We start from the raw sequence: 23,903 nt of genomic DNA, 5'->3' as shown, positions 1-23,903 counted from the left end.
CGAGTGCTTGATCCCATCCTTTTGGTCGGAATACCATGCCCCTTTTCCAGCTCGATATAACACACTAAAAAATGACTTGGTTTATTTTCATTCTCGGTGCCATGATTGCAGGCTTTGTGCAAGGTTTAACAGGTTTTGCCTTTGCTTTAATTGCGATGTCTTTTTGGGTTTGGGTATTACCACCTCAACTGGCAGCACCGTTGGTGGTCTTTGCTTCTCTATGGAGTCATCTCATCGCACTGGGGCGAGAGCAAAAACATGACTTTTCTTTTTCTTTGGTATTGCCCTATCTGATTGCAGGACTCATCGGTGTTCCATTAGGAACTTACCTTTTACACTTGATTGATGGCAATAGTTTTAAAATTATACTCGGGCTGTTTCTCATGCTTTGGTGTCCAATCATGCTTTTTGCACCTGAATTCCCACGCATTCAAGCATTAGGAAAAATCGCTGACATTTGCATCGGCTTTGTAGGTGGAGTTTTAGGTGGATTAGGTGGTTTTTGTGGTGCAGCACCTTCTGCATGGGTGATGCTTAAAAACCTACCTAAAGCCCAACAGCGCTATATTCTGAGACACTTTAATTTTGCCATTCAGTTATTTACCCTATTGATCTATCTCTACCAAGGGACGATTCAACGCTTACATTTACCTTATTTTGCACTGATTATTATTGCAGTGAGTATTCCAGCAATGATGGGTGCACAAATGTTTTACAAAATTTCTGAAATTCAGTTTAAACGTATCGTCCTTAGCTTGCTTTTCGCTTCTGGGTGTTTCTTGTTGTTCACAACATTGATCTAAATGATGCCATTTTTGAAAACTTGCATCATATCAATAAGGCACTTTTACAACCTTGTATTTTGAGAAAAATTTCGATTTGTGTCAGTCTTATCAATGAATGATAGATATTGAATTGAACACGACCACCAAGACTAAGGTGTCATACTGTTCACAGATAAAAGATACTGTCAAATTCATCAAGTAAATTATTTATCTAGATATCAATTTTCCCATTCTGAATATAAGTAGATTACATATTTCAGAATGGGTGTATCTGGATTTACACAATCAAGATGGGTCTTGACTTGAATGCTCTTGCTGGGGTGCTTGCTGTGAAATTGGTGGTTGAGGTTTAAAATGATCCTGTAACAACGCCTTTCTCATACCAAACATATACAACAAAATAATTACAGAGAATGGCAATCCACAGAGTACTACGGCGCTTTGCATGGAATGGAAGCTCCCTGCCAACAACAGACCAACACTGACCAATGTAATCACCACTGACCAGAAAATTCGTAACCAGATCGGTGAGTCGCTTTCACTACTTCCACCTTTGGTAGATAAATTCGCAATCATCAATGTCCCTGAACCTACTGGAGTCAAAAATAGGACAAAACAGATCACCACGACAATACCAGCCACATAAGGATTGAAAGGTAAATATTCTAATAATTTAAACAAAGACAAAGCAGGATCAGTTAACACCATATCCCCTAGGATTTTTTGCTTTTGATTCAAAATCAAATCAATCGCAGTATTTCCAAAGATAGAAAGCCAAGCCAGTGTAAAACCAAGAGGAATCAGACATACACCCAATACCACTTCGCGAATTGTACGACCTTTTGAAATTCGGGCAATAAACATTCCTACAAATGGCGCCCAAGCAATCCACCATGCCCAGTAAAACACTGTCCACGAACCTAACCACGCACTGGCTTTTTGATTGTATAAATACACATCAAAACTTTTAACGACAAAATGATTAAGATAATCACCAATATTTTGTACCAGACCATTCAACAAATGATTGGTGGGTCCTGTTAAAAATACAAAAAGCAATAAAGCATAGAGTAAACGTAAATTAATCCTTGAAAGCCAAGCTAAACCTTTTTCAATACCAACTACCGTGGTAATCGTTGCAACAACCATCATCACCAAGACCACACTAATCAAGGTAATATTATTATTGGGAATTTCTGGGAGTAAATAACTAATTCCTGAGACCAGAACCAATGCACCAATCCCTAAATTGGTGACCAAAGAAATGACTGTAGCTAAAATACCAAAGCCGTCAACACAGTCACCAATCAAACCATAGATCTTTTGACCAAAAATTGGATACAGTGCTGAGCGTAGTGCTAAAGGTAAGTCTAGGCGGAAGGCAAAATAGCCCAGAGTCACACCCAATAAGGCATAGAGCACCCAACCATGAATGCCCCAATGTAAAAAGCTATACATCATGGCATCACGTGCTGCTTGAATGGTTCCACCCTCACCTTCTGGCGGTCGTAGGAAATGATCAACTGGTTCAGCAACACCATAATAGAGTAAGGCGATCCCAATACCTGCAGAGAACAACATGGAAACCCAAGCCAGATAGCCAAACTCAGGCTTATCGTCATCTTTACCTAAAGGAATTTGACCAAACCTTGAAAAAGCTAACCAAGCAACGAAACCGATGCAGCCGACGATCACCAACATATAGTACCAACCAAATAGCTGGTTGGCTTGCTCTTGTACATAGGTCAGCCAAAATTGGCTTTTTTCAGGAAATAACACAAATAATAACCCAAAAATACCGATACTGACTGCTGAACTACCAAATACAAATAAATTTAATCGAACATGTTCGGATTCGGATCCTTCATGACTTTTTGACACCATGCTCTTGCTCCTTGCAAACGGTGTATTTTCTTTAAAAACAAGATGATAGGCACTTTTTTCGACTTAGCACACCAACCTTCAACGAACTTGATTTAGCCATTTAGATCTTATATTGCCCATCAAAGAATTATTGATTTTTGCAGATTATACTTTTTATTGATTGAACGTTCAATCAATAAAAAGTATGATTAAAATGTTATGATGCTCTACATCGAGAAATGTTAGATAAAAACCCTGTTTAGGGCGAATGGAAAAGCATGACAAAGCGTAGAGTAAAACCAGAGCATGTGCGACGTGAAGAAATTATCAATGCCGCATTTCATGTGATTTATGAAGTGGGATTGTCCAATACAACCATTGCACAAATTGCAAAAAAAGCTGAATTATCAACAGGTATAGTCAGTCACTATTTTGGTGATAAACAAGGATTAATCAATACCTGTATGCAAGAAATGCTCAACGTTTTGCGTCGAAAAACCGACCAGAATAAAGCTGAAGCAGATACGCATCCAGAAAGCCAGATTAAGGCAATTATTGATTCCAACTTTGATATCAGCCAGGTCAATAAACAAGCGATGCGTATCTGGTTAGACTTTTGGTCTGCAAGTATGCATCTCCCTGAATTGGGACGCTTGCAACAAATTAACGACCAACGTCTATATTCAAACTTGAAGTTTCATTTCCTCAAGTTGTTGGACAAAGAACAGGCAAGTATTGCTGCGCGTGGATTGGCAGCTTTGATTGACGGATTATGGTTACGTGGCAGTTTAGTCAGTCATGATGAATTTGACAGTGAACTGGCACGATCCATTGCTTATGATTATGTAAAAACGCAATTGCAATTTGCGCAAAAACCTTTGCAGGAGAGACAGAATGAGTGATTCACAAGTTCATCAATTGTATATCCATGGTCGCTATGTTGCCGCGACCAGTGGTAAAACATTTAATAGTATTAACCCTGCCAATGGTGAGGTGATTGCAACACTTCAGCAAGCATCACAACAAGATATTGAAACAGCTGTTCAAAGCGCACGACAAGGTCAGAAAATTTGGGCAGCCATGACGGCGATGGAACGTTCACGTATTTTACGCCGTGCTGTAGATATTCTTCGTGAGCGTAATGACCAGTTAGCGCACTTAGAAACACTGGATACAGGTAAAGCCTATAGCGAAACGTCAACTGTTGATATTGTCACAGGGGCTGATGTTTTAGAATATTACGCAGGACTTGCCACTGCGATTCAAGGTGAACAAGTTCCCCTTCGTGATTCCAGCTTTTTTTATACCCGTCGTGAACCATTGGGTGTGGTTGCAGGCATTGGTGCTTGGAACTATCCAATTCAAATTGCACTTTGGAAATCTGCTCCTGCCCTTGCAGCGGGAAATGCCATGATTTTCAAACCAAGTGAAACTACCCCGCTTACAGCATTTAAACTTGCAGAAATCTATACGGAAGCAGGTCTGCCAGATGGCGTATTTAACGTTGTACAAGGTGCAGGTCGTGAAATTGGACAATGGCTGACTGAACACCCTGTGATTGAAAAAATTTCTTTTACAGGTGGTGTAGAAACAGGCAAGAAAGTCATGGCCAGTGCAGCAGGTTCAACCCTTAAAGAAGTCACAATGGAACTCGGTGGTAAATCACCATTGATCATTTGCGATGATGCCAATCTAGACCGTGCCGCCGACATTGCCATCATGGCGAACTTTTTTAGCTCAGGACAGGTATGTACCAATGGTACACGCGTCTTTGTGCCTAAATCTTTACTCGCTGACTTTGAAAAAGCGATTGTTGAACGTGTTAAGCGAATTCGGATTGGCGATCCAATGTCAGAAAACACCAACTTTGGTCCGCTCACCAGCTTTCCACATATGGAAAAGGTATTGTCTTTCATTGAGTCAGGCAAACAACAAGGTGCAAAACTGCTTATCGGTGGTGGGCGTGCGACTGAAGGTGATTTAGCCAAAGGGGCTTATGTATTACCGACTGTTTTTAGTCACTGTCAAGATGATATGCGCATTGTTGAAGAAGAAATTTTCGGACCTGTGATGAGCATTCTCAGTTATGACACCGAGGAAGAAGTCATTCGCCGTGCTAACGACACGACTTTTGGTCTTGCAGCGGGTGTTGTGACTCAAGACATCACCCGAGCACACCGTATTATTCACCAAATCGAAGCAGGAATTTGCTGGATCAATACTTGGGGTGAATCTCCTGCAGAAATGCCAGTTGGCGGTTATAAGCAATCTGGTGTGGGTCGTGAAAATGGCTTGACTACACTCGCACATTACACACGCATTAAATCGATTCAAGTTGAATTAGGTGAGTACCAAAGCATTTTTTAATGCACTCACCCCTTCCCTCTCAATCCATCCTATGTGCCATGTCATCACTTGATTGCATTGGCACCTTTAAGAAATACAAAAAGGATAATTATGAATACTCAATCCTATGACTACATTATCATTGGCGCAGGATCTGCCGGAAATGTATTGGCTACTCGTTTGACTGAAGACAAAGATGTCACTGTTTTATTATTAGAAGCAGGCGGTCCTGACTATCGTTTAGATTTCCGTACCCAAATGCCTGCTGCCTTGGCATATCCATTACAAGGTCGTCGTTACAATTGGGCGTATTTAACCGACCCAGAACCCCATATGAACAATCGCCGTATGGAATGCGGTCGTGGTAAAGGTCTAGGTGGCTCTTCGTTGATTAACGGAATGTGCTACATCCGTGGTAATGCTATGGACCTAGATCAGTGGTCAACCCACAAAGGTCTGGAAGACTGGACTTATGCGGATTGTTTGCCTTATTACAAAAAAGCCGAAACACGAGATATCGGTGGTAATGACTATCATGGTGACAACGGTCCAGTTTCTGTGGCTACGCCAAAAAACGGCAACAATGTACTGTTCCATGCCATGGTTGAAGCAGGCGTACAAGCAGGTTACCCACGCACTGACGATTTGAACGGCTATCAACAAGAAGGCTTTGGTCCAATGGATCGTACTGTAACGCCGAAAGGTCGTCGTTCAAGTACAGCGCGTGGTTATTTGGATATGGCGAAAGGTCGACCAAACTTAACCATTGTCACCCATGCAACCACCAATAAAATTCTTTTTAATCACAAACAAGCTGTCGGTGTAGAGTATATTCTGGGTGCTGATCAAGCCAATTTAAAACAAGCGCAAGCAAAACGGGAAGTTTTACTGTGTGCAGGTGCGATTGCTTCACCACAAATTTTGCAACGCTCAGGCGTAGGTCAAAGCACTTTCCTCAAATCAATGGATATTGCTGTGGTTCATGATTTGCCAGGTGTGGGTGAAAATCTACAAGACCATTTGGAAATGTACTTACAGTATAAGTGTAAGCAGCCTGTTTCTCTGTATCCAGCACTAAAATGGTTTAATCAGCCTGCGATTGGTGCTGAATGGCTCTTTAATGGCACAGGCATTGGCGCAAGTAACCAGTTTGAAGCAGGCGGCTTTATCCGTAGCTCAGATGAGTTTGATTGGCCCAATATCCAATATCACTTCTTGCCTGTGGCGATTAACTACAATGGTAGTAATGCTGTTAAAGAACATGGCTTTCAAGCGCATGTCGGTTCCATGCGCTCACCGTCTCGTGGTCGAATCAAGCTCAATTCAAAAGATCCGTTTCAACATCCAAGTATTTTGTTCAACTATATGTCCACTGAACAAGACTGGCGTGAATTTAGAGATGCAATTCGCATTACTCGTGAAATCATGCAACAGCCTGCTTTGGATGCCTATCGAGGCGATGAAATCAGTCCCGGTAAGAAAGTACAAACCGATGCTGAGCTAGATGATTTTGTACGAAACCATGCAGAAACGGCTTACCACCCTTCTTGTAGTTGCAAAATGGGTGAAGATGAAATGGCCGTGGTGGATGGTCAAGGTCGAGTACATGGCTTAGAAGGTTTACGTGTCGTAGATGCCTCGATCATGCCATTGATCATTACTGGAAACTTAAATGCAACCACCATTATGATCGCAGAAAAAATTGCAGATCAAATCCGTGGTCAAAAGTTACCACGATCTGAAGCGGGCTATTACAAGGCAGGAACAACGCCTGTACGCCAAGCACCTTTGCGTGCAATCCATTCATAGAGGTCTGTATTGCGCCAGCTGAGTGACCACTGAGCTGGCGCATTACTCAAGGACGAATAAGATGAAAAAGCAACTATTATTTCTCATTCCTTGCAGCATATACGTTCAAGGCATCTATGCAGACGAATCGAGTACAGTCACGACATCACCGTATAGCGCGAATCTAACCATAGCAAGCCAATATATTTCACGTGGTTTCCAACAAACTTGGGGGAAACCTGCTGTACAAGGTGGCTTAGATTACAATCATAGCAATGGTTTTTTTGCAGGAACATGGGCATCTACAGTCAGTGATGATTTTATCCGAGATGCGACTGTCGAATGGGATGTATATAGCGGATATCGCCGTAGTTTCGGTGAGCTTACGCTAGGTACAAAAGTCGCGTATTACTATTACCCTGGTGCAAAAACTACAGCAGAAACGGCACATACCCGATTTAATTATGGTGAGATCATTCCTGAAATCAGTTATGGTCCATTCAGCTTGAAATATGCCATCACCTATACACAAGACTACTTTGGCAATAACTCTGACACCTTAGCGATTGGCAACAATCAACACTCTCGTGGCTCTGGATATCTAGACTTGAATTGGTATCAACCCATTACTCAAGGTTGGTCTGTAAATGCACACTATGGTCACCAACGTATTCGAAATTTTTCTGAGGCTAACTTTCAGGATGTAAGTTTGACCATCAGTAAACAATTGCCTTATCAGATTTCAAGCAGTTTGAGTTATAGCAAAGCCTGGGATAAAGATGGTTTCTATCAGAACTATAGTAACGGTAACCCAAATGCTAAAGTTTCTAATCCAATTGACTCAACCGTGACTTTTGCACTCACCAAAAGTTTTTAGTTTTCAGGCTCAATTCCCAGAGCTTAGTATGGCTATCCTATAAAAGGGACTAAAAACCTAAATATTTTTGAATTCAGTTCCCTCTTTAGCATGACTCATCCTCATGCTTTTTTTATTGATCTATACGACTTCCCCTCCAGCACATACATAAAATGGCTAGCTCCACACTAACAAAAACCAATAAAAATTATTTTAATTACAACAACTTAATAAAAAAATTCTCCATTTATACTCTATATATTTGGTCTTTGTAAGTCGATGATCTCACGATAATTTTTTAAATTTCCGATGATTTTATCGACAGTCTGACATATTTTGTGACGTGATATTCCCTATTTATTTTCAGGTTTTTTATCGTTTTTATGATTTAGCAATGTATTCCTGCGAACTTTTACTTTAAAATGCACCTACTATCTTTTCGTAATTCGTCACCACCTTGCGCCAAAGCAACTGTTTTATGCGTGGTAGCACGAATAAACATGCCTTTGAAAATTCGCGTGGCTAATAATTGTAATGACTCAAGCAACTCATCATCCTATGGAATCCATTTCCAACATCCGTGTATTGGATGAATGGCAAGAAGAAATTCCAGAGGATTTATACATTCCTCCTGCTGCATTCGAAATTCTGCTTGAACATTTCGAAGGACCACTCGACTTTTTAATTTATCTGATTCAGAAAAACGGTTTTGATCTTTTACAATTGGATATTGCTCCAATTGCAACGCAATATCTGTCTTATATGGACAATATGAAATCGCTTAACATTGAACTCACTGCGGACTACATGGTCATGGCGGCACTGTTAGCTGATTTAAAATCGCGCTTGTTGTTGCCAAAACCGAAAACAATTAATATCGAAAAAGATCCAAAACAAGAACTTATTGATCGTTTAGAAACTTATTTACGAATCAAACAAGCAGCTGAACGTTTAGGGCAAATGCCTGTTTTAGACCGAGATACTTTTGCCAGTCATGTGGCAATTGGTGAAATTCCAAAAGTATATGAGGGCTATGATGTCAACATGTTAAAAGATGCCTTGTACTGCATTTTTAACCGCCCTGAACCAATTACCCATAAAATTGAACAAGAGCCTGTCCTGCTTGAAGAACGTATTGCTTATATTGAATATATGACCCAATCTGGTGGAGTACTCAGTTTTCAAGAATTGCTTAAGCCAAACCAAGGTCGTATGGGCATGGTGGTGACTTTCATGGCAATCTTAGAGCTGACGCGTCAGCAAAAAGTTCAAATTATTTCATCTGGTGTCGAAGCTCCTCTTTCCATTCAAGGTGCAAACGCATGACCATAGATCAAAATAATGTATTTAATGTTGATGAATTACATCATGAAGTTTTGATGCAACTTGAAGCGATTATCTTTGCCAGTGACGCCCCTGTCTCTCTAGCACGTTTAAAAGAAGCATTTCAAAATCAGTACTCTAAACAGCAGTTGCAACAGTATTTACAACAACTGTCTGTTTTACAACATGGTCGTTCTATTGAGCTGATTGAAACCGCTCAAGGTTATCGTTTTCAAGTTCGTGCTAAATATCGCAATATGATTGCACAAGTTTGGCCTGATCGACCAACCAGATTATCGCCATCACTGTTAGAAACTGTTGCAGTGATTGCTTATCATCAGCCTGTAACCCGCGCTGATATTGAGCAAATACGAGGAGTGACAAATAATAGTCAAATACTCAGGACTTTATTTGATTGGAACTGGATTAAAGAATCTGGTTACCGTGAGCTCCCAGGAAGACCCGCGTTGTTGGTAACGACGCCACAATTTTTAAATGCCTTTGGTCTAGTGTCTTTGGATCAATTGCCTCCCCTACAGGACGCCAAGGAAGCTTTTATGGCTTTGGATGCGCAAGCGCCAAAGTCTTAAATAGGTGCACTGTTGATGATTATTTCTAAGGTTATGCTGTCATGAGTGAAAAATTGCAAAAGGTACTCGCACGAGTTGGTCTGGGCTCTCGCCGTTATATGGAAGAGGTCATTGCCGCTGGTCGTGTAAGTGTCAACGGGCAGGTTGCTCAAGTGGGTGAACGTATCGAACCAGGTGATGAGCTTCGCATCGATGGTCGTAAGGTTCAATTCCAAATTGAAGACGAAATCCGTCGTCGTGTGTTGATTTACTACAAACCAGAAGGTGAAATCTGCTCACGTAATGATCCAGAATCTCGCCCGACCGTGTTTGATCATTTACCGCCAATTGCCAACGACCGTTGGGTCATGGTAGGTCGTTTAGACATTAACTCTACCGGTTTATTGCTTTTCACAAACGATGGTGAACTTGCCAATCGTTTAATGCATCCCTCAAATGAAATCGAACGTGAATATGCTGTTCGTGTCATGGGAGAAGTCACGCCTCAACTTAAAAACAACATGACAAATGGCGTTGTTTTAGATGATGGTCCAGCTAAATTTGAATCTTTCTCTGAAATTGGTGGTGAAGGGATCAATCGCTGGTACCAAGTCGTTGTAAAAGAAGGTCGTAACCGTGAGGTTCGCCGTATTTTTGAATCACAAGGTTTAAAAGTAAGTCGCTTACTCCGTACACGTTACGGTACTGTGATTTTGCCTCGTGAACTTCGTACAGGTCGTTGGATGGAACTGGATAAAACTGATATTGATAATTTAACCAAAGCGGTTGAACTAAAACCACGTCAAGGTACGGGTCTATTTGGTATGGCAAAACGCCGTACAGAACGTATGCAAGACAAACCAATGGCTGCTCGTCGCGGCGGTTTCCTTCGTCAGCAACGTCGTGACAATGAAGGTGAGCAACAAACTAACCATAATGAACAACGCGACTATAAAACGGGTTCAAATCAATATGGTCAAAACCGCAGTGAAAATCGTGCTGATCAACGTAATGAACGTTCTGAAAACCGTTTTAATAAAGCGCGTTCTGGTGGCAACAGCTACAATAATGATCGTGCAGATAATCGTGGCAACAGCTTTAACAGCAACCGCTCTGAAAACCGCTATGGTTCACCACAAAACCGTAACCGCTCAGATGAACGTTACAGCAATGATCGTCGTGATTATTCAGACCGTCAAGAACGTAGTGAACAACCTGAAAAGAAAAAACCTTTTGTAGTGAATAAAGGTTTTAAAAAGTTTTAAGTCATACATAGACTAAACGCTAAAAAGCCACTCGATTGAGTGGCTTTTTAATTTGCATCGGATCACAACAGTTACTCAACGACAGCTTTTGGAATGGCACTCAACAAGCGTTTGGTATACTCATGTTTAGGTGACTGATACAGTTCATCAGAATTGGCAATTTCGACAATATCACCATGATTCATCACCATGATTTGATCAGAAATATATTTCACTACAGATAGATCATGTGAAATAAAAATATAGCTTAATCCAAACTCATCTTGTAAATCCTGAAGTAAATTTAACACCTGAGCTTGAACAGATACATCCAATGCAGATACTGACTCATCACAAATTAAAATTTCAGGCTTTAAAGTTAAACAACGAGCAATTGCAATCCGTTGACGCTGACCACCCGAAAACTCATGTGGATAACGATCAAAAGCCTGTACAGATAAGCTGACTTTCTCCAATAAGGCTAAAGCAAACTGTTTGCGCTCCACATCGTTTGCACCAATGCGATGAATCTGCATCGGTTCCATCAAGATCTGTCCAACCGTAAAACGTGGATTTAGTGAAGCATATGGGTTTTGGAAAATAATCTGAATTTTACGTTGATATTGAGTGAATTCTTTTTCTGACATTGCCAAAATATCTTTACCTTGAAATAATGCCTGCCCGCCTGTAGCCTGTTGTAGACGCATCAACAATAAGCCAATCGTGGTTTTACCAGAACCTGACTCACCGACCAAGCCTAATGTCTTTCCTTTTGCCAATTGAAAAGATGCACCTTTTACCGCTTGATATTCCTCTTTTCCAAAGAACCCTTTACGGCTAAAAAATGATTTTTTTAAATCTTTGACTTCTAAAATGATTTCTTCACCACCAACTAAACCACGTGTTCTTTCCGGCATTTTTGTTTTTGCCAAATATTCGCCTTCGACCCAATGCCCTTCTTGTTGTTTAAGAAAGTCATTGATGACAGGTAAACGATAAGGACGTTGTGATAATGTTGGTCGGCATAACAATAAAGCTTTGGTATATGGATCTTTGGGGTGTTCTAGCACCTCGTTGGCTAAACCTTGCTCACGAATTTCACCATGACGCATCACAATGACTTGATCGGCAATTTCATTCACCAAAGCCAAATCATGAGTAATAAATAGCATCGACATTTGGCGGCGTTTACGCAAAGCCTCTAACAAATCTAAGATTTGTTTTTGAATCGTAACATCTAATGCTGTGGTGGGTTCATCAGCGATCAGTAATTTCGGTTCACAGGCAATTGCCATTGCAATCATGACACGTTGTTGCTGACCACCAGAAAGTTGATTGGGATAAGCATCAATTTTCGTTTCTGGTGTAGGAATACCCACTTCAGTGAGTAATTCAAGTGCACGTTGACGCGCTTGTTTTCGTCCCATGTTTAAGTGAATACGTAGAATTTCAGCAATTTGATCACCTACGGTAAAGACAGGATTAAGCGATGACATCGGTTCCTGAAAAATCATGGCAATGTCTTTACCACAAATCTTACGCATTTGTTTGGTTGTCAAACCCAGTAAATCTTGACCTTCAAACATAATTTTACTTTTTTCAGCGATACGAGACTGATCTTTGGGTAATAGTCCCATTGTTGCCAAAGAGGTCACTGACTTACCACTGCCAGACTCACCCACCAATGCCACGGTGGTATTGGCTGGAATCTGAAAAGAAATACCTTTTACAGTTTCAATGAATTGCTTATTTTCCCCCTTAAAACTCACACTCAGATCTTGAACACTGAGCAATACAGGAGGTGTCACATATTGTTCTGACATTGATGTGCTCCTTATTTTAATTTAGGGTCTAGTGCATCACGTAATGCATCTGTAAACATTGAAAATGCCGTGACGAGTACTGCCATTGCGACTGATGCAGCAACCAATTGCCACCATTTACCCAGTATGAGCTCGCTTTGTGCCTCATTTAGCATACTGCCCCATGACACAACCCCTACAGGAACACCAAAGCCAAGGAAACTTAAAATCACTTCTGATTTAATAAATCCAACCACTAAAATTGACATTTGAACCAGTGCAATATGACTGACATTGGGAAAGATATGCACAAACATTCGTCTCAGGTGGCTCACCCCAATAGCTTTAGCCGCAAGCACATATTCACGTGAGGTATGCTTCATATATTCAGCACGAATTAAACGAAACACACCTGTCCAGCCAGTTAAACCTAAAATCAAAACGATAGACAAAATTCCTTTTTGTTGTAATACAGCTGCTATCGCCAAAACCAGTAATAAATAGGGAATAGAGGTAAATATGCTATAAAACCAGTTTAGAACGTCATCGACCCATCCACCAAAATAGCCTGCAATCGCCCCAAGAAAAGTACCGATCACCACAGCAAGCAATGCAGAAACCAACCCTACAACAATCGAGGTTTCAGCGCCTTTAATGGTCTTTAATAAAACATCCTGTCCCCATTTATCAGCACCAAAAGGCAAAGTTTTTTTCAACTCGCTTTGCTGATCGAGCAAATGTCCACCCAACTGCTGATCAATGACCTTCATATCTTCTGCCAGTGGATCTTGAACACCATAATAATCCACTGCACCACCTGAAGCCTGCTCAGTGGCAATTTGAGCATTTAATTCTTTGATAACATCTTTTAAAGGATCAACAGGATTTTCAGGTAAAGCTGCTGTATTTGCTGTCTTTTGAGCAGCATTTTGTAGTGTTTGATCAGCTCCCATAAAGGTAGGAGGTGCATAACTTTCGGCAACCTCTTTGTTCCAGTTAGAAGCGATGACACCTGTCATGGATAAAATCAAGATGATGAAATAACAGAACAATACTCCTAACGACACCATCGCAACACGATCAGCTTTTAATCGTCGCATAGCCAAGCGCCATAGCCCCGGAGAAGCTTGCTGTTGTGTTTCTACTTTTTTAGATAAAATTCCAAGCATCATCCCACCTACTTCAACTGTACGCGTGGATCAACCACTTTATAAATCAAATCAGCGATGAGATTAAAAATCATGGTTGCGGCTGCGACATACACAGTAATGGCTTTAATCACAGGAAAATCACTACGCTCAACTGCAATGATGATTTCACGCCCGATCCCTGGAATCCCAAAAAAACGCTCAATTAAGAATGCACCGATTAATAAACCAGGCAGACTTGCCATCACATCAGTGATAATCGGAATTGAAGCATTACGAAGCACATGAATCCCCAAGATACGTCCTTCCCCTACGCCTTTTGCACGAGCAGTTCTGACATAATCCTGATTGACTTCATCCAAAATAAAGCTGCGATAAAGCCGTAATGTAGGCGCAATACTGACCACTAACATGATTAAAATTGGCAATAAGGCATACTCAAATAAATTCCCCGTCAGACTGTCACTCCATCCTTGCACAGGGAACCAACCAAGCTGATAAGCAAGACTGTATTGAAATACAATGATATAGACCAATATACTGATCGACATCCCAATGGTACACAACAGCATCACCATGCGATCTGTTAAAGAACCACGGACCGATGCAACAGCCAACGCCAAAATGATTGAAATCACAGTTTGTAAGATCGTCAATGGAATAATGATGGTGAGTGATGGTCCTAGACGGGTCAAAATAATATTTGAAACAGACTCCCCTGTACTCCAACTAAAACCATAATCAAAAGTGATAATTTGTTTAATAAAAATCCAAAGTTGAATGTAATAGGGTTGGTCAACGCCCAATTGCTGGCGAATATTTGCAATTTGTTCTGGATTAGCCATTTTGCCTGCAAGGATATATGCAGGATCGCCCCCGACCCAATTAAATAAAAAGAAAATCAGCAACACAACTCCCAACATGGTAGGAATCATTTGCCATATACGACGTATGATATATGCCAACATAGTTCTTATTCCCTTTAGTTACGTTGTCCCGTAATTTCTTGAAAGAATGCCTTGTTATCTGGTGCTCTGCCTAAGAAATCGACCACCAATTGTTCAGCTTTCTTCTGCCCACCTTGCGACAAGATTGTCTTCCGATAACGTGCACCAACTTCTGGATTATTTAAGTTATCGCCAAATGCTGAAAGCATGTCTAAGGCCAACACTTCAGACCACATATACCCGTAATAACCGACTTGATAACCTCCCATAATATGACCAAACTGACCAGGGAATTCCGTCGTAGGCACATAACCTAAAGCTGTTTGAGCTTCTAGATTTTTCCAAACATCCATGGGTTGGGTTTTTAATGCATTGGCAGTATGTAGTGCCATATCATATTGCGCATACAAGGTCTGACGAGAATAGAACAAACCACGTCCATAGTTTTTAACCGCTTTGAGTTTTGCAATCAGTTCATCATCAATGCGTGGACATGCAGGCTTACAATAATCCGCCAAGGTAGAAAGCGTTTCTTTACGACGTGCCCATTCCTCATACATTTGGGAAGGTGCTTCCACAAAGTCACGCTCTACAGAAGTCCCTGATTGCGAGGCATAACGCGTATTTGAAAGAATTCCATGTAAAGCGTGACCAAACTCATGTACAAATGTTTCCAGTTCATCACTGTTTAAGCCTTTACGATTAAAGTTGGTGACCAAAGCAGAAATGGGCTTACGCTGGGTCAGTGTACTTCCGCCTCTTACTCCCCAAACCGCAGCGTGACCATATTTACCTTCACGTGGAAACTTATCCATATACAGACCACCTAAAAGTTGACCTGTCTGCTTATCGATTACATCGTAATATTCAACTTCATCTTGCCAAACATCGACTTTAGCAGGCTTAAACTCGATTCCATATAAGTGAGATGAAATGGCAAATAACCAGTCTTGCGACGCTTGGGTTGGAAAATACTCACGCATTTTTTCTTGGTCAATTTGGTACTTATCTTGGCGTAATTTTTCACTCCAATATGCTTCACTCCAGCGATTAATTTCAGCTTTTTCCACAGGAATGTTCAACGTTTTGGCTTTGAATTCACGGAGAGTCTGTACTTCTTTTTGTTCTAATGGTGCAACGGTATTGTGCACGTCTTTGAGGAACTTATTGACTGTTTCAGGATTCTGCGCCATGCGGTTTTTCAATGCCCAATCGGCATAGCTGGCTTTACCAAAGAGTTGTGCCAACTCATAACGCAGATCAATGGCTTGTTTAAGCAGGACTAAATTCTTTTCAGTTCCGCGACGTGTATAAGCAATTTGATAACGTTTACGCGCATCATCGCTGTCTGCCAACTCCATAAATGGACGATATTCGGGATAGTCAAATCCCAATAAATAGTTACCCTTTTCATTTTTCTTTAAATTGGCGATATAACTTTCAGGTAAGCCTTTTAGCTCGGCAGGTGTAAATTCTAATTTTTCTGGATTATCACGAATATTACGCGCATATTCTTGTTGGATCTTGGTCAACTCATCCAAAATGACCTTTAAACGGGCTTGTTTTTCTGCGGAGAGCTGAACACCAGTATCTTCAAAACCATCTAAAATATCTTGGCGATATTTACTGTCAATCTCATTATTGGCTTTGGTTTTTTTAATCTGCTGATATAACTTGGCATCTTGATAAACTTCAGTCTGGAATTGGCTAATTTTAACCTCGCAATCCTCAGCAGCTTTACGTAATGCTGCATCTGGATCGACATTGCTCATCAAATTGATCGGTCCATAAAAATCTTCAAACTCAGCAAAAATTTGATCCCACTTTGCCAACACATTACCAGCAGGCGCATTATTTTTTAATTTGATTTTGGCAAATTCAGCAAGTTTACCTTTTACATCAGCAATTTTTGCATCACATTGAGCTGGAATGTCTTTCGCTTGAAACTTCGGTAAAGTACTCCGTTCCGATTGTGCATATGCCCACTGTCCTAAACCTATTGATAACATACATAACGCACTGAGCTTAAATCGCTTCATTTTCATCTTTACTCCAATCTTCAATTTATTTTTCAAAATTTAATCTGTTTATTTTTTCAACCACTGCAATAAATTACTTTTTCATATCAAAATACATCCATTCTGATGGAAGAATAGGATGCTTTTTAAATCCAATCACACGCGGTTGCGCCAAAGCATTTCGATAACGTGTTGATGCCATTTGTACAGGCATATAAACTTCTAATATTCTTGCCATTTTGCGATAGAGTGCATCGCGTTCAGGACCCGGCTTTAACTTTTGGGTTTGTTCATAGAGGCGATCATATTCAGGAATTTTCATACAGGCATTGTTGGTCGCATGAATATTTTTGCTGTAGAACAATTGCATAAAGTTGTCAGCATCAGGATAGTCAGCAACCCAAGCAGAACCTTTAAACATGGTTTTACATTGCTTTTCAGCTTTTAGACCTTCTGCAAAAGGTAAGGATTTGGTGGTCATTTTGACTTTAATATTGTCTAACGTTTTTTTCCAAAATTCGGCACTCTGCTGACTACGCGCACTCCCCCCATAAACTGCTAATTCGATCACCAACGGCTTACCATCGGGCAAAGTTCGCCAACCATCTGCCCCCACTTTATAGTGATAACGATCAAGAAGTAAATTGGCTGCTTTGACTGAATAAGGGATACTGGTTTTGTAATTTGGATCATGCCCCACCACCCCGTAAGGGACAGGGAACTGTAATCTTTGTGCATCCCCTTTCATTAAAATTTTAATTTGGTTATCTGGGGAATACGCCATTGCCATGGCACGACGTAAAGCAATTTTTTCTTTACTTAAACCACCAACAACAGGGTTCTGCATATTCCAGTAATAATAATCAATCGAAGGATCAACAATTCGAGAAAGTTGAATGCCTTTTTTCGCCAGTTCAGGCTTGAGCTGACCATCCTGAATCGCTTGAACAGTTAAATCACCATCAAGGACGAATAAGTCTGTTTCATCTTTGCTAAACGATAACCAGCGTGATTGCGCTTCTTCCATCACTTGAATATCAACCACACCGATTTGCGGCATCTTTTTGCCTTTCATTGCATCGACAATTTTCTGATCTTCGGGTGTTGAAGCTTTGAAATCCCAAACATAGCCACGATAGTCAGGATTTGCTTTTAAAATAATACGTGAGCCAGGAATCCACTTGGTCAAAATATAAGGACCTGTACCTACAGGATGAGCCATAGCAAAACCGGATTTATCGCGATAATGTTCAATTACTTCCCGAGCCACCGCACCTGCTGGCTGATGTGCCAAGAGCATTGGAAAGTTTTGATCAGGCTGTTTTAACTTAATCACCAAAGTATAACGATCTGTTGCCTGAAGCCCTGCAACAGGTTGATCATAATTAAACTTCCCGGTTTTTTTGGCTTGATCAAGGAGTTTATCTATACCCACGATCTTGTCATCCAACAACCAACTATTGGGTGAATGTAAACCTGGATCTAATAAACGTTTATAAGAATAAACATAATCTTGTGCAGTTAACTCTCGCGCCTTACCTTTAAACACTGGATCTTTTGCAAAATAGATACCTTTTTTAATTTTAAAGGTATAGGTCAACCCATCCGCACTCACTTCAGGCAATGCTACAGCAGTACGCGGGACTAATTTGGCAGGTGATGCTAGATAATCATAGGTATATAAGCCTTCAAAGATTGAATTATGCACATGTGCAGAATACAAATCTTGTGTTCCAGCTGGATCAAATCCCGTTTCCGCAACGGGAAAAACATAACGTAAAACCTTATTTGGATCTGCTGGATTTTTGGCAAAAACATTCATCGTGCCTGTAAGCATCATACTGCCCAACAATACACTTAACCCAATCTGTTTAAGTTTCCTATTTAAATTATCCTTCATCATTTCCTTCAACTTTATCAGTTATTTTTTGATTGACTGTACATCAAGATATTGCCAAACGGTATTCATCATTGGGTGCGCTTTATAGCCTTGAACTTGTGGTTGCAATAACCAATTACGAATTCGGGTGGTATGTATAATCCAAGGATTATCAGCTTCAATCTGACGACTGATTTTTTCATAAAAAGGCTGTCGTTGTTGTGGTGGTAAGGTTAAGGCTTGCTGATAAAGTGAATCGTAAGCTTTAGATTGATAACAACTTAAATTGCCTTTTCCTGAATTAGGACCATAAAGCAACTGAGCAAAATTTTCGCCTTCAGGGAAATCAGCAATCCACGCACCACCCCAAATCATATGCTTACATTGCATGGCTTCTTTTAAATTATCAGCAAAGTTACTAACTTTAAATTCAACACGCACCCCAATCGCGTCCAAATTTTTCTTCCATAACTCAGAATGAATGACTGAACTGGAACTATTTTCCGTATTGTATTTCAATGTCAATGGCTGCCCATTGGGTAAAGTTCGGTATCCATCCTTGGCTTTTTTATAGCCAAATCGATCCAGTAGTTTGTTCGCCAATAGAGGGTTATAAGCCACGCTACTGCGATATTGAGCATTATGCCCTTGTACACCATCTGGCACGAGCATTTCAGCTCGGACAGCTTGTCCCTTATAAAGCTGCTTAATTGCTTCTTCTTGGTTATATGCCAAGGTAATCGCTCGACGCAAGGCGATTTTATCTAAACTATAGCCACCCACAATTGGATCTTTCATGTTGAACATGGTGTAGGTAATTTCTGGATCTTTATTGGGAAAGTGCTGAATACCTTGTTTCTTTAATTCAGGTTTTAATTGTGTACCATTGAGTGCCTGTGGAACAGCATTAGAGGTTAATTTATCAAAGTCCAATTGCCCAGATTTAAACGCTAACCATCTGGATTGCTCCTCCTCAATAATACTGACCACAACCTTACCGACTTGGGGCATTTTTTTGCCTGTCATTTCCTTGACCAACTGATTATCCCAAGCTGTTCCTGTAGATTTATAATTCCAGATAAAACCACGATAGTCAGGATTTGCCACTAATTCAATTTTACTACGTGGCACATATTTACTGAGTTGATAGGGTCCAGTACCTACGGGATGTTGCGCTATACGATCTCCATAAAACTCAACAACTTCTCGTGCTGTTCCGCTAAAAGTGACATAAGCTAAAATATATGGGAAATTATAGTCAGGACGGGTAAGAGTGAATTGCAATGTATATTTATCTAAAGCTTTAAGCCCTGCAATCGGTACATCATAATCAAACTTTCCAGTCTTTTTTGCCTGAGCAACCACAGATGCTAAACCTTGAATCTTACCATCGATAAAAGAGTAAGTTGGAGAGTGATTTTTCGGATCACTGATACGCTGTATTGAGTAAATATAATCCTGAGCAGTCAATTCACGTCGTTTTCCCTTAAATGCAGGATCTTCGGTGAAATAAATTCCAGGCTGAATTTTAAAGGTATAAACCTTACCCTCTTGTTCTATTTTTGGTAAGGACTGTGCTGTATTGGGCACGAGTACCACTGGTCGAGCCAAATAATCATATTTTAACAAAGGCTCAAATATCGCTTCTGCGATATTGCCGCTGTAGTAATTATAGGTTTTAACCATATCAAAACCATCATCTGGCGCTTCAAAGGCCAAATTCAAAATTTTATTGGGTTGCGCAGGAGTTTTCGCAATGGCGAGTTCCCCACAACCGATTGCATAAGCACACAACGCAATACGTAAAAGCTTAGATTCCAAATTCATACCTATGTATTTTTATAAGAGTAGCAAACCTTGAAAAGCGCCTCAGCTCTGAATCAAATCATATGAAACAGTATGCTAACGGTACGATCATCCTGTACATTACCGCTTTGGTACGAAACCAAATATCAAATTAACAATAGTGAAAAACTGCACAAGATAACAGCCCTAAATCGAAAGCGAATTTCATGCCATCCATAATTAACGTTGTAAATTTTGTTTATTTTTACCGTAATAAATTGACAATTATTAAAGATTTATCAAAGTTCGACATATAATAATTTGTACGATAACTGACATAAATATTAAATTCGTATAACCTTTATCAAAATGACTTATATTGCACAATTTAAGGACACCAGTGTTCCAAAATTGCTCACTTATTTTATCAAACACTTTAAAATAATTAATAAATATATGATTATTATAAAATAATATAAAAATTTAAATCATAATAAATTTATATACTACTCATAACTTATATTAAACATTTGATTTAAAAAACATTGATTAAACATAATCACCATAAAACAACACCTTTAATTACAATCTTTTCATCTTTCCTTAATATTTTTTTATATTTTTTAAAAATTAGATTTTTTCAATCAAGCCACGGAAGAATAAGATAATTAGACACTAGTAACGTAATTTATTAGCAATTTTTTGTATATTTTTACAACATATAATTAGATAGTTGGCACTTGTATTGCTAGAAAGCATTGCAGCAATATCGCTAAGTACAAAAAAAAACGGATGTCTGAAAATATGAAAATGAACAAAGAGTTTCGTTCTTTGGAATCGCCAATAATGGGGAAAAATATTCTTAAATTAAGCATACTTAGTTTAAGTTTGATGTACCTCTCTGTAGCAAAAGCAGCGGAAAATGAAGAAAGCCCTCAAACAACCAAAGTGGCAAAAGTGACGGTCACAGGCTCTTCGATCAAAGGGGTTGCTGCCCAAAGTGCGTCCCCCATCACAATTATTAAAGGAGATGATTTAGCGAAACAAGGGGTCACCACAGTTGAAGAAGCGTTGACCAAAGTCAGCTCAAACCAAGCAGGATTTTCAACTTCACAAAACGTCGGAGCAAGTAATACAGAGGGTTCTTCTGCTAACCTTCGTGGTTTAGGAACAGATAAAACATTGGTATTACTCAATGGTCGTCGTTTGGCTTATAGCCCTTTCAGCACATCCACCACCAATCTTAATATTATTCCAATGGCAATGGTGGAGCGTATAGAGATTCTCCGTGATGGTGCTTCCGCCGTGTATGGCGCAGATGCAATAGGAGGTGTAATTAATTTCATTACAAAAAAATCCTTTGAAGGACTCAATATTAGTGTTGGTGCTACTCAACCTGAAGCCAGTGGTGGAGATAAACAAGACATTTCTATTTTTGGGGGATATGGTAATTTAGACGAACAAGGCTTTAACGTTTACGGCGTAGTTGATTATCGTAGAACCAATAATATCATGGCGAAAGACCGTAAAATCAGTCGTCGCGGGGGCGTAATCCCTGAACTGGGACTAGATGCCAGTTCAGCAAATGCCTTTCCTGCAAACTTTTTTGAGCCAAAATCCAATATTCTTGCAAACCCATATGGCAATACAAATTGTAATAACACGCCCAATGTTATTGCAGATGGGGGCTTATGCTATTTGAACACGCAAGCACTGATTGGCATTACCCCAGAAGTTGAAACAATTTCAGCACTTGGTCGAGGTACATTTAAACTTTCAGATCAATTTAATTTAATTGGGGAGTATATTTTTTCTCGCAATGAAGTGACGACTTCGATTGCCCCTGATGTATACAGTCGTTCTGTAACACTCCCAAGTACAAGTCAATATTATCCAGGCAAAGGAATCACCCCAGAAGTGAGTGGCTTGAATGATGCAGATTTACAACTTTATCTGCGTTCACAAGGTGGCAATCGCTCTGGCAAAACAACCAATGACTCTCACCGAGCATTTGCTGGAATTGAAGGTGAAGCTTATGGATGGGATATCAATGCAGGTTTAACTTATGCAAAAAGCGAGGCAACAGACAGCTTTAATGCTGGTTATCTTAACCAAAGTAAAGTTCAAGCTGCATTAAATGATGGTTCGCTCAATCCATTTGGTCCCTCAGCAGATGCAAATATTTGGAAATCCTTTGAAGTCAACGGAGATACCAATAAAGCCAGTTTAGATTCAACTTCGGTTGATGTCACTGTATCTCGCCCCATCTACAGCTTACCTGCTGGTGATGTTGGCTTTGCTTTAGGTGGAAGTTTTACCAAACAAAATTGGGATCAAAAAATTAATGCTGAAATTGTTAGACAAGTGCCTGGAAGTGGAATAGATCCAGACAAACCTGTGAGTAAAGGTGATCGTGATATTTCAGCCGTATTCACTGAATTACATATTCCGATTTTAGCCAATTTAGAGGCGCAACTTGCCGCTCGCTATGATGATTACAGTGACTTTGGGGATACTTTCAATCCTAAAGTGGCGCTGCGCTGGGAACCTTTAAAACAATTAATGTTCCGCACATCCTATAGCACAGGCTTCCGTGCACCAAGTTTATACGACATCAATGCACCTCAAAGCCAGACCTACACAGGCTCAAGATACAATGATCCTGTACTTTGCCCAGGTGGAGCTGCAAGTTCACCACAATATCAAACAGAATGTAATGTCCAATTTAAGCGTATGCAAGGAGGAAACCCAGATTTAAAAGCTGAAGAATCAACATCATATACAGCTGGTGTGGTATTTGAACCGATCAAAAACCTTGTATTCACAGCAGATTATTACAACATCAAAGTTGATAATCTAATCGATGCCATTACAGATTCAATTGTTTTCGCAGATCCAGATAAATATTCAAGTCTTTTTGTCCGTGACGCAGATGGTCGTATCAAATATGTCAGTACCACTTTGATCAATATGGGAGGGATCAAAACTCAAGGGGTTGATTTAAGTTTGAATTATCTTACACCTGTGACCAAAACTGGACGATTTGGCTTTGGTATTGACGGAACCTATGTCATCAAATATGACAAACAAGAAGAAAAAGGCGGTGAATGGATCGGTCGTGTAGGGAGCTATTACAATCAACAAGTGTATACACGCTGGAAACATGTTGCCAATGTAAATTGGAGCTACGACAACTGGAAAATGATCTTTGAACAACAATTTAGCCGTGGCTATAAAGACTCAAATACAACGGGTGAAGCAAAATACGACCAACATCGTGTAAGCGATTACACCCTCTACAACATCGCAGGTACTTATAGTGGATTTAAGAATCTTGAACTCACTGCAGGAATCAAAAATATTTTTGATCAAGATCCACCTGCCTCGAACGTTACAGATAACTTCCAATATGGCTATGACTCAAGTTATGCCGATCCAACAGGTCGTGCATATTACCTAAGAGCGACCTATAAGTTTTAACTGAGTATTTCACAAACGGCAGCCCAATTTCTTCTGTTGTTTGTGAAAGTAAATCGTTCACATCGTCAAA

15 protein-coding genes and 1 pseudogene are annotated in these 23,903 nt (G+C 40.1%); 9 read left to right on the top strand and 7 right to left on the bottom strand.

What is annotated here, in order from left to right; translation table 11 throughout:
• The first annotated feature begins 71 nt into the window (after positions 1-71).
• A complete protein-coding gene (locus tag TOL5_RS04705; RefSeq protein ID WP_121774155.1) occupies positions 72-803 on the top strand; it encodes a sulfite exporter TauE/SafE family protein in 732 nt (243 codons plus the stop codon).
• 267 nt (positions 804-1,070) lie between these two features.
• On the opposite strand, the gene TOL5_RS04700 is transcribed toward TOL5_RS04705, so the two are convergent.
• Positions 1,071-2,669: a BCCT family transporter gene (locus TOL5_RS04700; RefSeq protein ID WP_009585981.1), complete on the bottom strand. Its 1,599-nt coding sequence runs from the start codon at positions 2,667-2,669 to the stop codon at positions 1,071-1,073.
• 257 nt (positions 2,670-2,926) lie between these two features.
• Here TOL5_RS04700 and betI point away from each other — a divergent pair, with 257 nt between their 5' ends.
• From betI to rluB, 7 genes and pseudogenes are all read left to right on the top strand, one after another.
• Entirely contained in the window at positions 2,927-3,550 is a 624-nt protein-coding gene (gene betI / locus TOL5_RS04695) for a transcriptional regulator BetI (protein ID WP_121774154.1), read from the top strand.
• Positions 3,543-5,015, top strand: coding sequence for a betaine-aldehyde dehydrogenase (gene betB, locus TOL5_RS04690; protein ID WP_009585876.1), 1,473 nt, complete (start codon positions 3,543-3,545; stop codon positions 5,013-5,015). The genes betI and betB overlap by 8 nt, the downstream gene beginning before the upstream one ends.
• A 90-nt stretch (positions 5,016-5,105) precedes the next feature.
• Complete coding sequence (betA, locus tag TOL5_RS04685; protein ID WP_042088166.1) at positions 5,106-6,803, top strand: choline dehydrogenase; 1,698 nt, start codon at positions 5,106-5,108, stop codon at positions 6,801-6,803.
• A 61-nt stretch (positions 6,804-6,864) separates the two neighbouring features.
• On the top strand, positions 6,865-7,659 hold the full coding sequence (locus tag TOL5_RS04680) for a TorF family putative porin (protein WP_121774153.1): 795 nt from the start codon (positions 6,865-6,867) through the stop codon (positions 7,657-7,659).
• Between the two features lie 513 nt (positions 7,660-8,172).
• The gene (locus tag TOL5_RS04675; RefSeq protein ID WP_004829773.1) at positions 8,173-8,964 is read left to right on the top strand and encodes a segregation and condensation protein A; all 792 of its coding nucleotides are present in this window, start codon (positions 8,173-8,175) and stop codon (positions 8,962-8,964) included.
• Positions 8,961-9,551 carry an SMC-Scp complex subunit ScpB gene (scpB, locus tag TOL5_RS04670; protein WP_004829778.1) on the top strand — a complete coding sequence of 197 codons (591 nt, stop codon included), beginning with the start codon at positions 8,961-8,963 and terminating at the stop codon, positions 9,549-9,551. Before TOL5_RS04675 ends, scpB begins: the two co-directional genes overlap by 4 nt.
• Before the next feature lie 41 nt (positions 9,552-9,592).
• Positions 9,593-10,501, top strand: a pseudogene (gene rluB, locus TOL5_RS04665) (23S rRNA pseudouridine(2605) synthase RluB); the annotation flags it as partial.
• 365 nt (positions 10,502-10,866) lie between these two features.
• Here the strand turns inward: rluB and TOL5_RS04660 are convergent.
• The 6 genes from TOL5_RS04660 to TOL5_RS04635 form a co-directional block, all read right to left on the bottom strand.
• Entirely contained in the window at positions 10,867-12,597 is a 1,731-nt protein-coding gene (locus TOL5_RS04660; protein ID WP_121774151.1) for an ABC transporter ATP-binding protein, read from the bottom strand.
• A gap of 11 nt (positions 12,598-12,608) precedes the next feature.
• Complete coding sequence (locus TOL5_RS04655) at positions 12,609-13,745, bottom strand: ABC transporter permease (RefSeq protein ID WP_005033379.1); 1,137 nt, start codon at positions 13,743-13,745, stop codon at positions 12,609-12,611.
• Between the two features lie 8 nt (positions 13,746-13,753).
• Positions 13,754-14,692 (bottom strand): ABC transporter permease, encoded by a 939-nt coding sequence (locus tag TOL5_RS04650; protein ID WP_005033381.1) that lies wholly within the window; start codon positions 14,690-14,692, stop codon positions 13,754-13,756.
• Between the two features lie 14 nt (positions 14,693-14,706).
• A complete protein-coding gene (locus tag TOL5_RS04645; protein WP_121774149.1) occupies positions 14,707-16,716 on the bottom strand; it encodes a M3 family metallopeptidase in 2,010 nt (669 codons plus the stop codon).
• Positions 16,717-16,783: 67 nt separating this feature from the next.
• Positions 16,784-18,589, bottom strand: coding sequence for an ABC transporter substrate-binding protein (locus TOL5_RS04640; RefSeq protein ID WP_151781429.1), 1,806 nt, complete (start codon positions 18,587-18,589; stop codon positions 16,784-16,786).
• 21 nt (positions 18,590-18,610) lie between these two features.
• On the bottom strand, positions 18,611-20,401 hold the full coding sequence (locus TOL5_RS04635) for an ABC transporter substrate-binding protein (protein WP_162987671.1): 1,791 nt from the start codon (positions 20,399-20,401) through the stop codon (positions 18,611-18,613).
• 756 nt (positions 20,402-21,157) lie between these two features.
• Here TOL5_RS04635 and TOL5_RS04630 point away from each other — a divergent pair.
• A complete protein-coding gene (locus TOL5_RS04630; protein WP_221260662.1) occupies positions 21,158-23,833 on the top strand; it encodes a TonB-dependent receptor in 2,676 nt (891 codons plus the stop codon).
• Positions 23,834-23,903 lie beyond the last annotated feature (70 nt).

This window comes from Acinetobacter sp. Tol 5 (genome assembly GCF_019702905.1).
GTDB classification, from domain to species: Bacteria; Pseudomonadota; Gammaproteobacteria; order Pseudomonadales; family Moraxellaceae; genus Acinetobacter; species Acinetobacter bereziniae.
The sequence above is the reverse complement of the archived record's forward strand: the minus strand, read 5'-3'. Positions and strand labels throughout refer to the sequence as shown.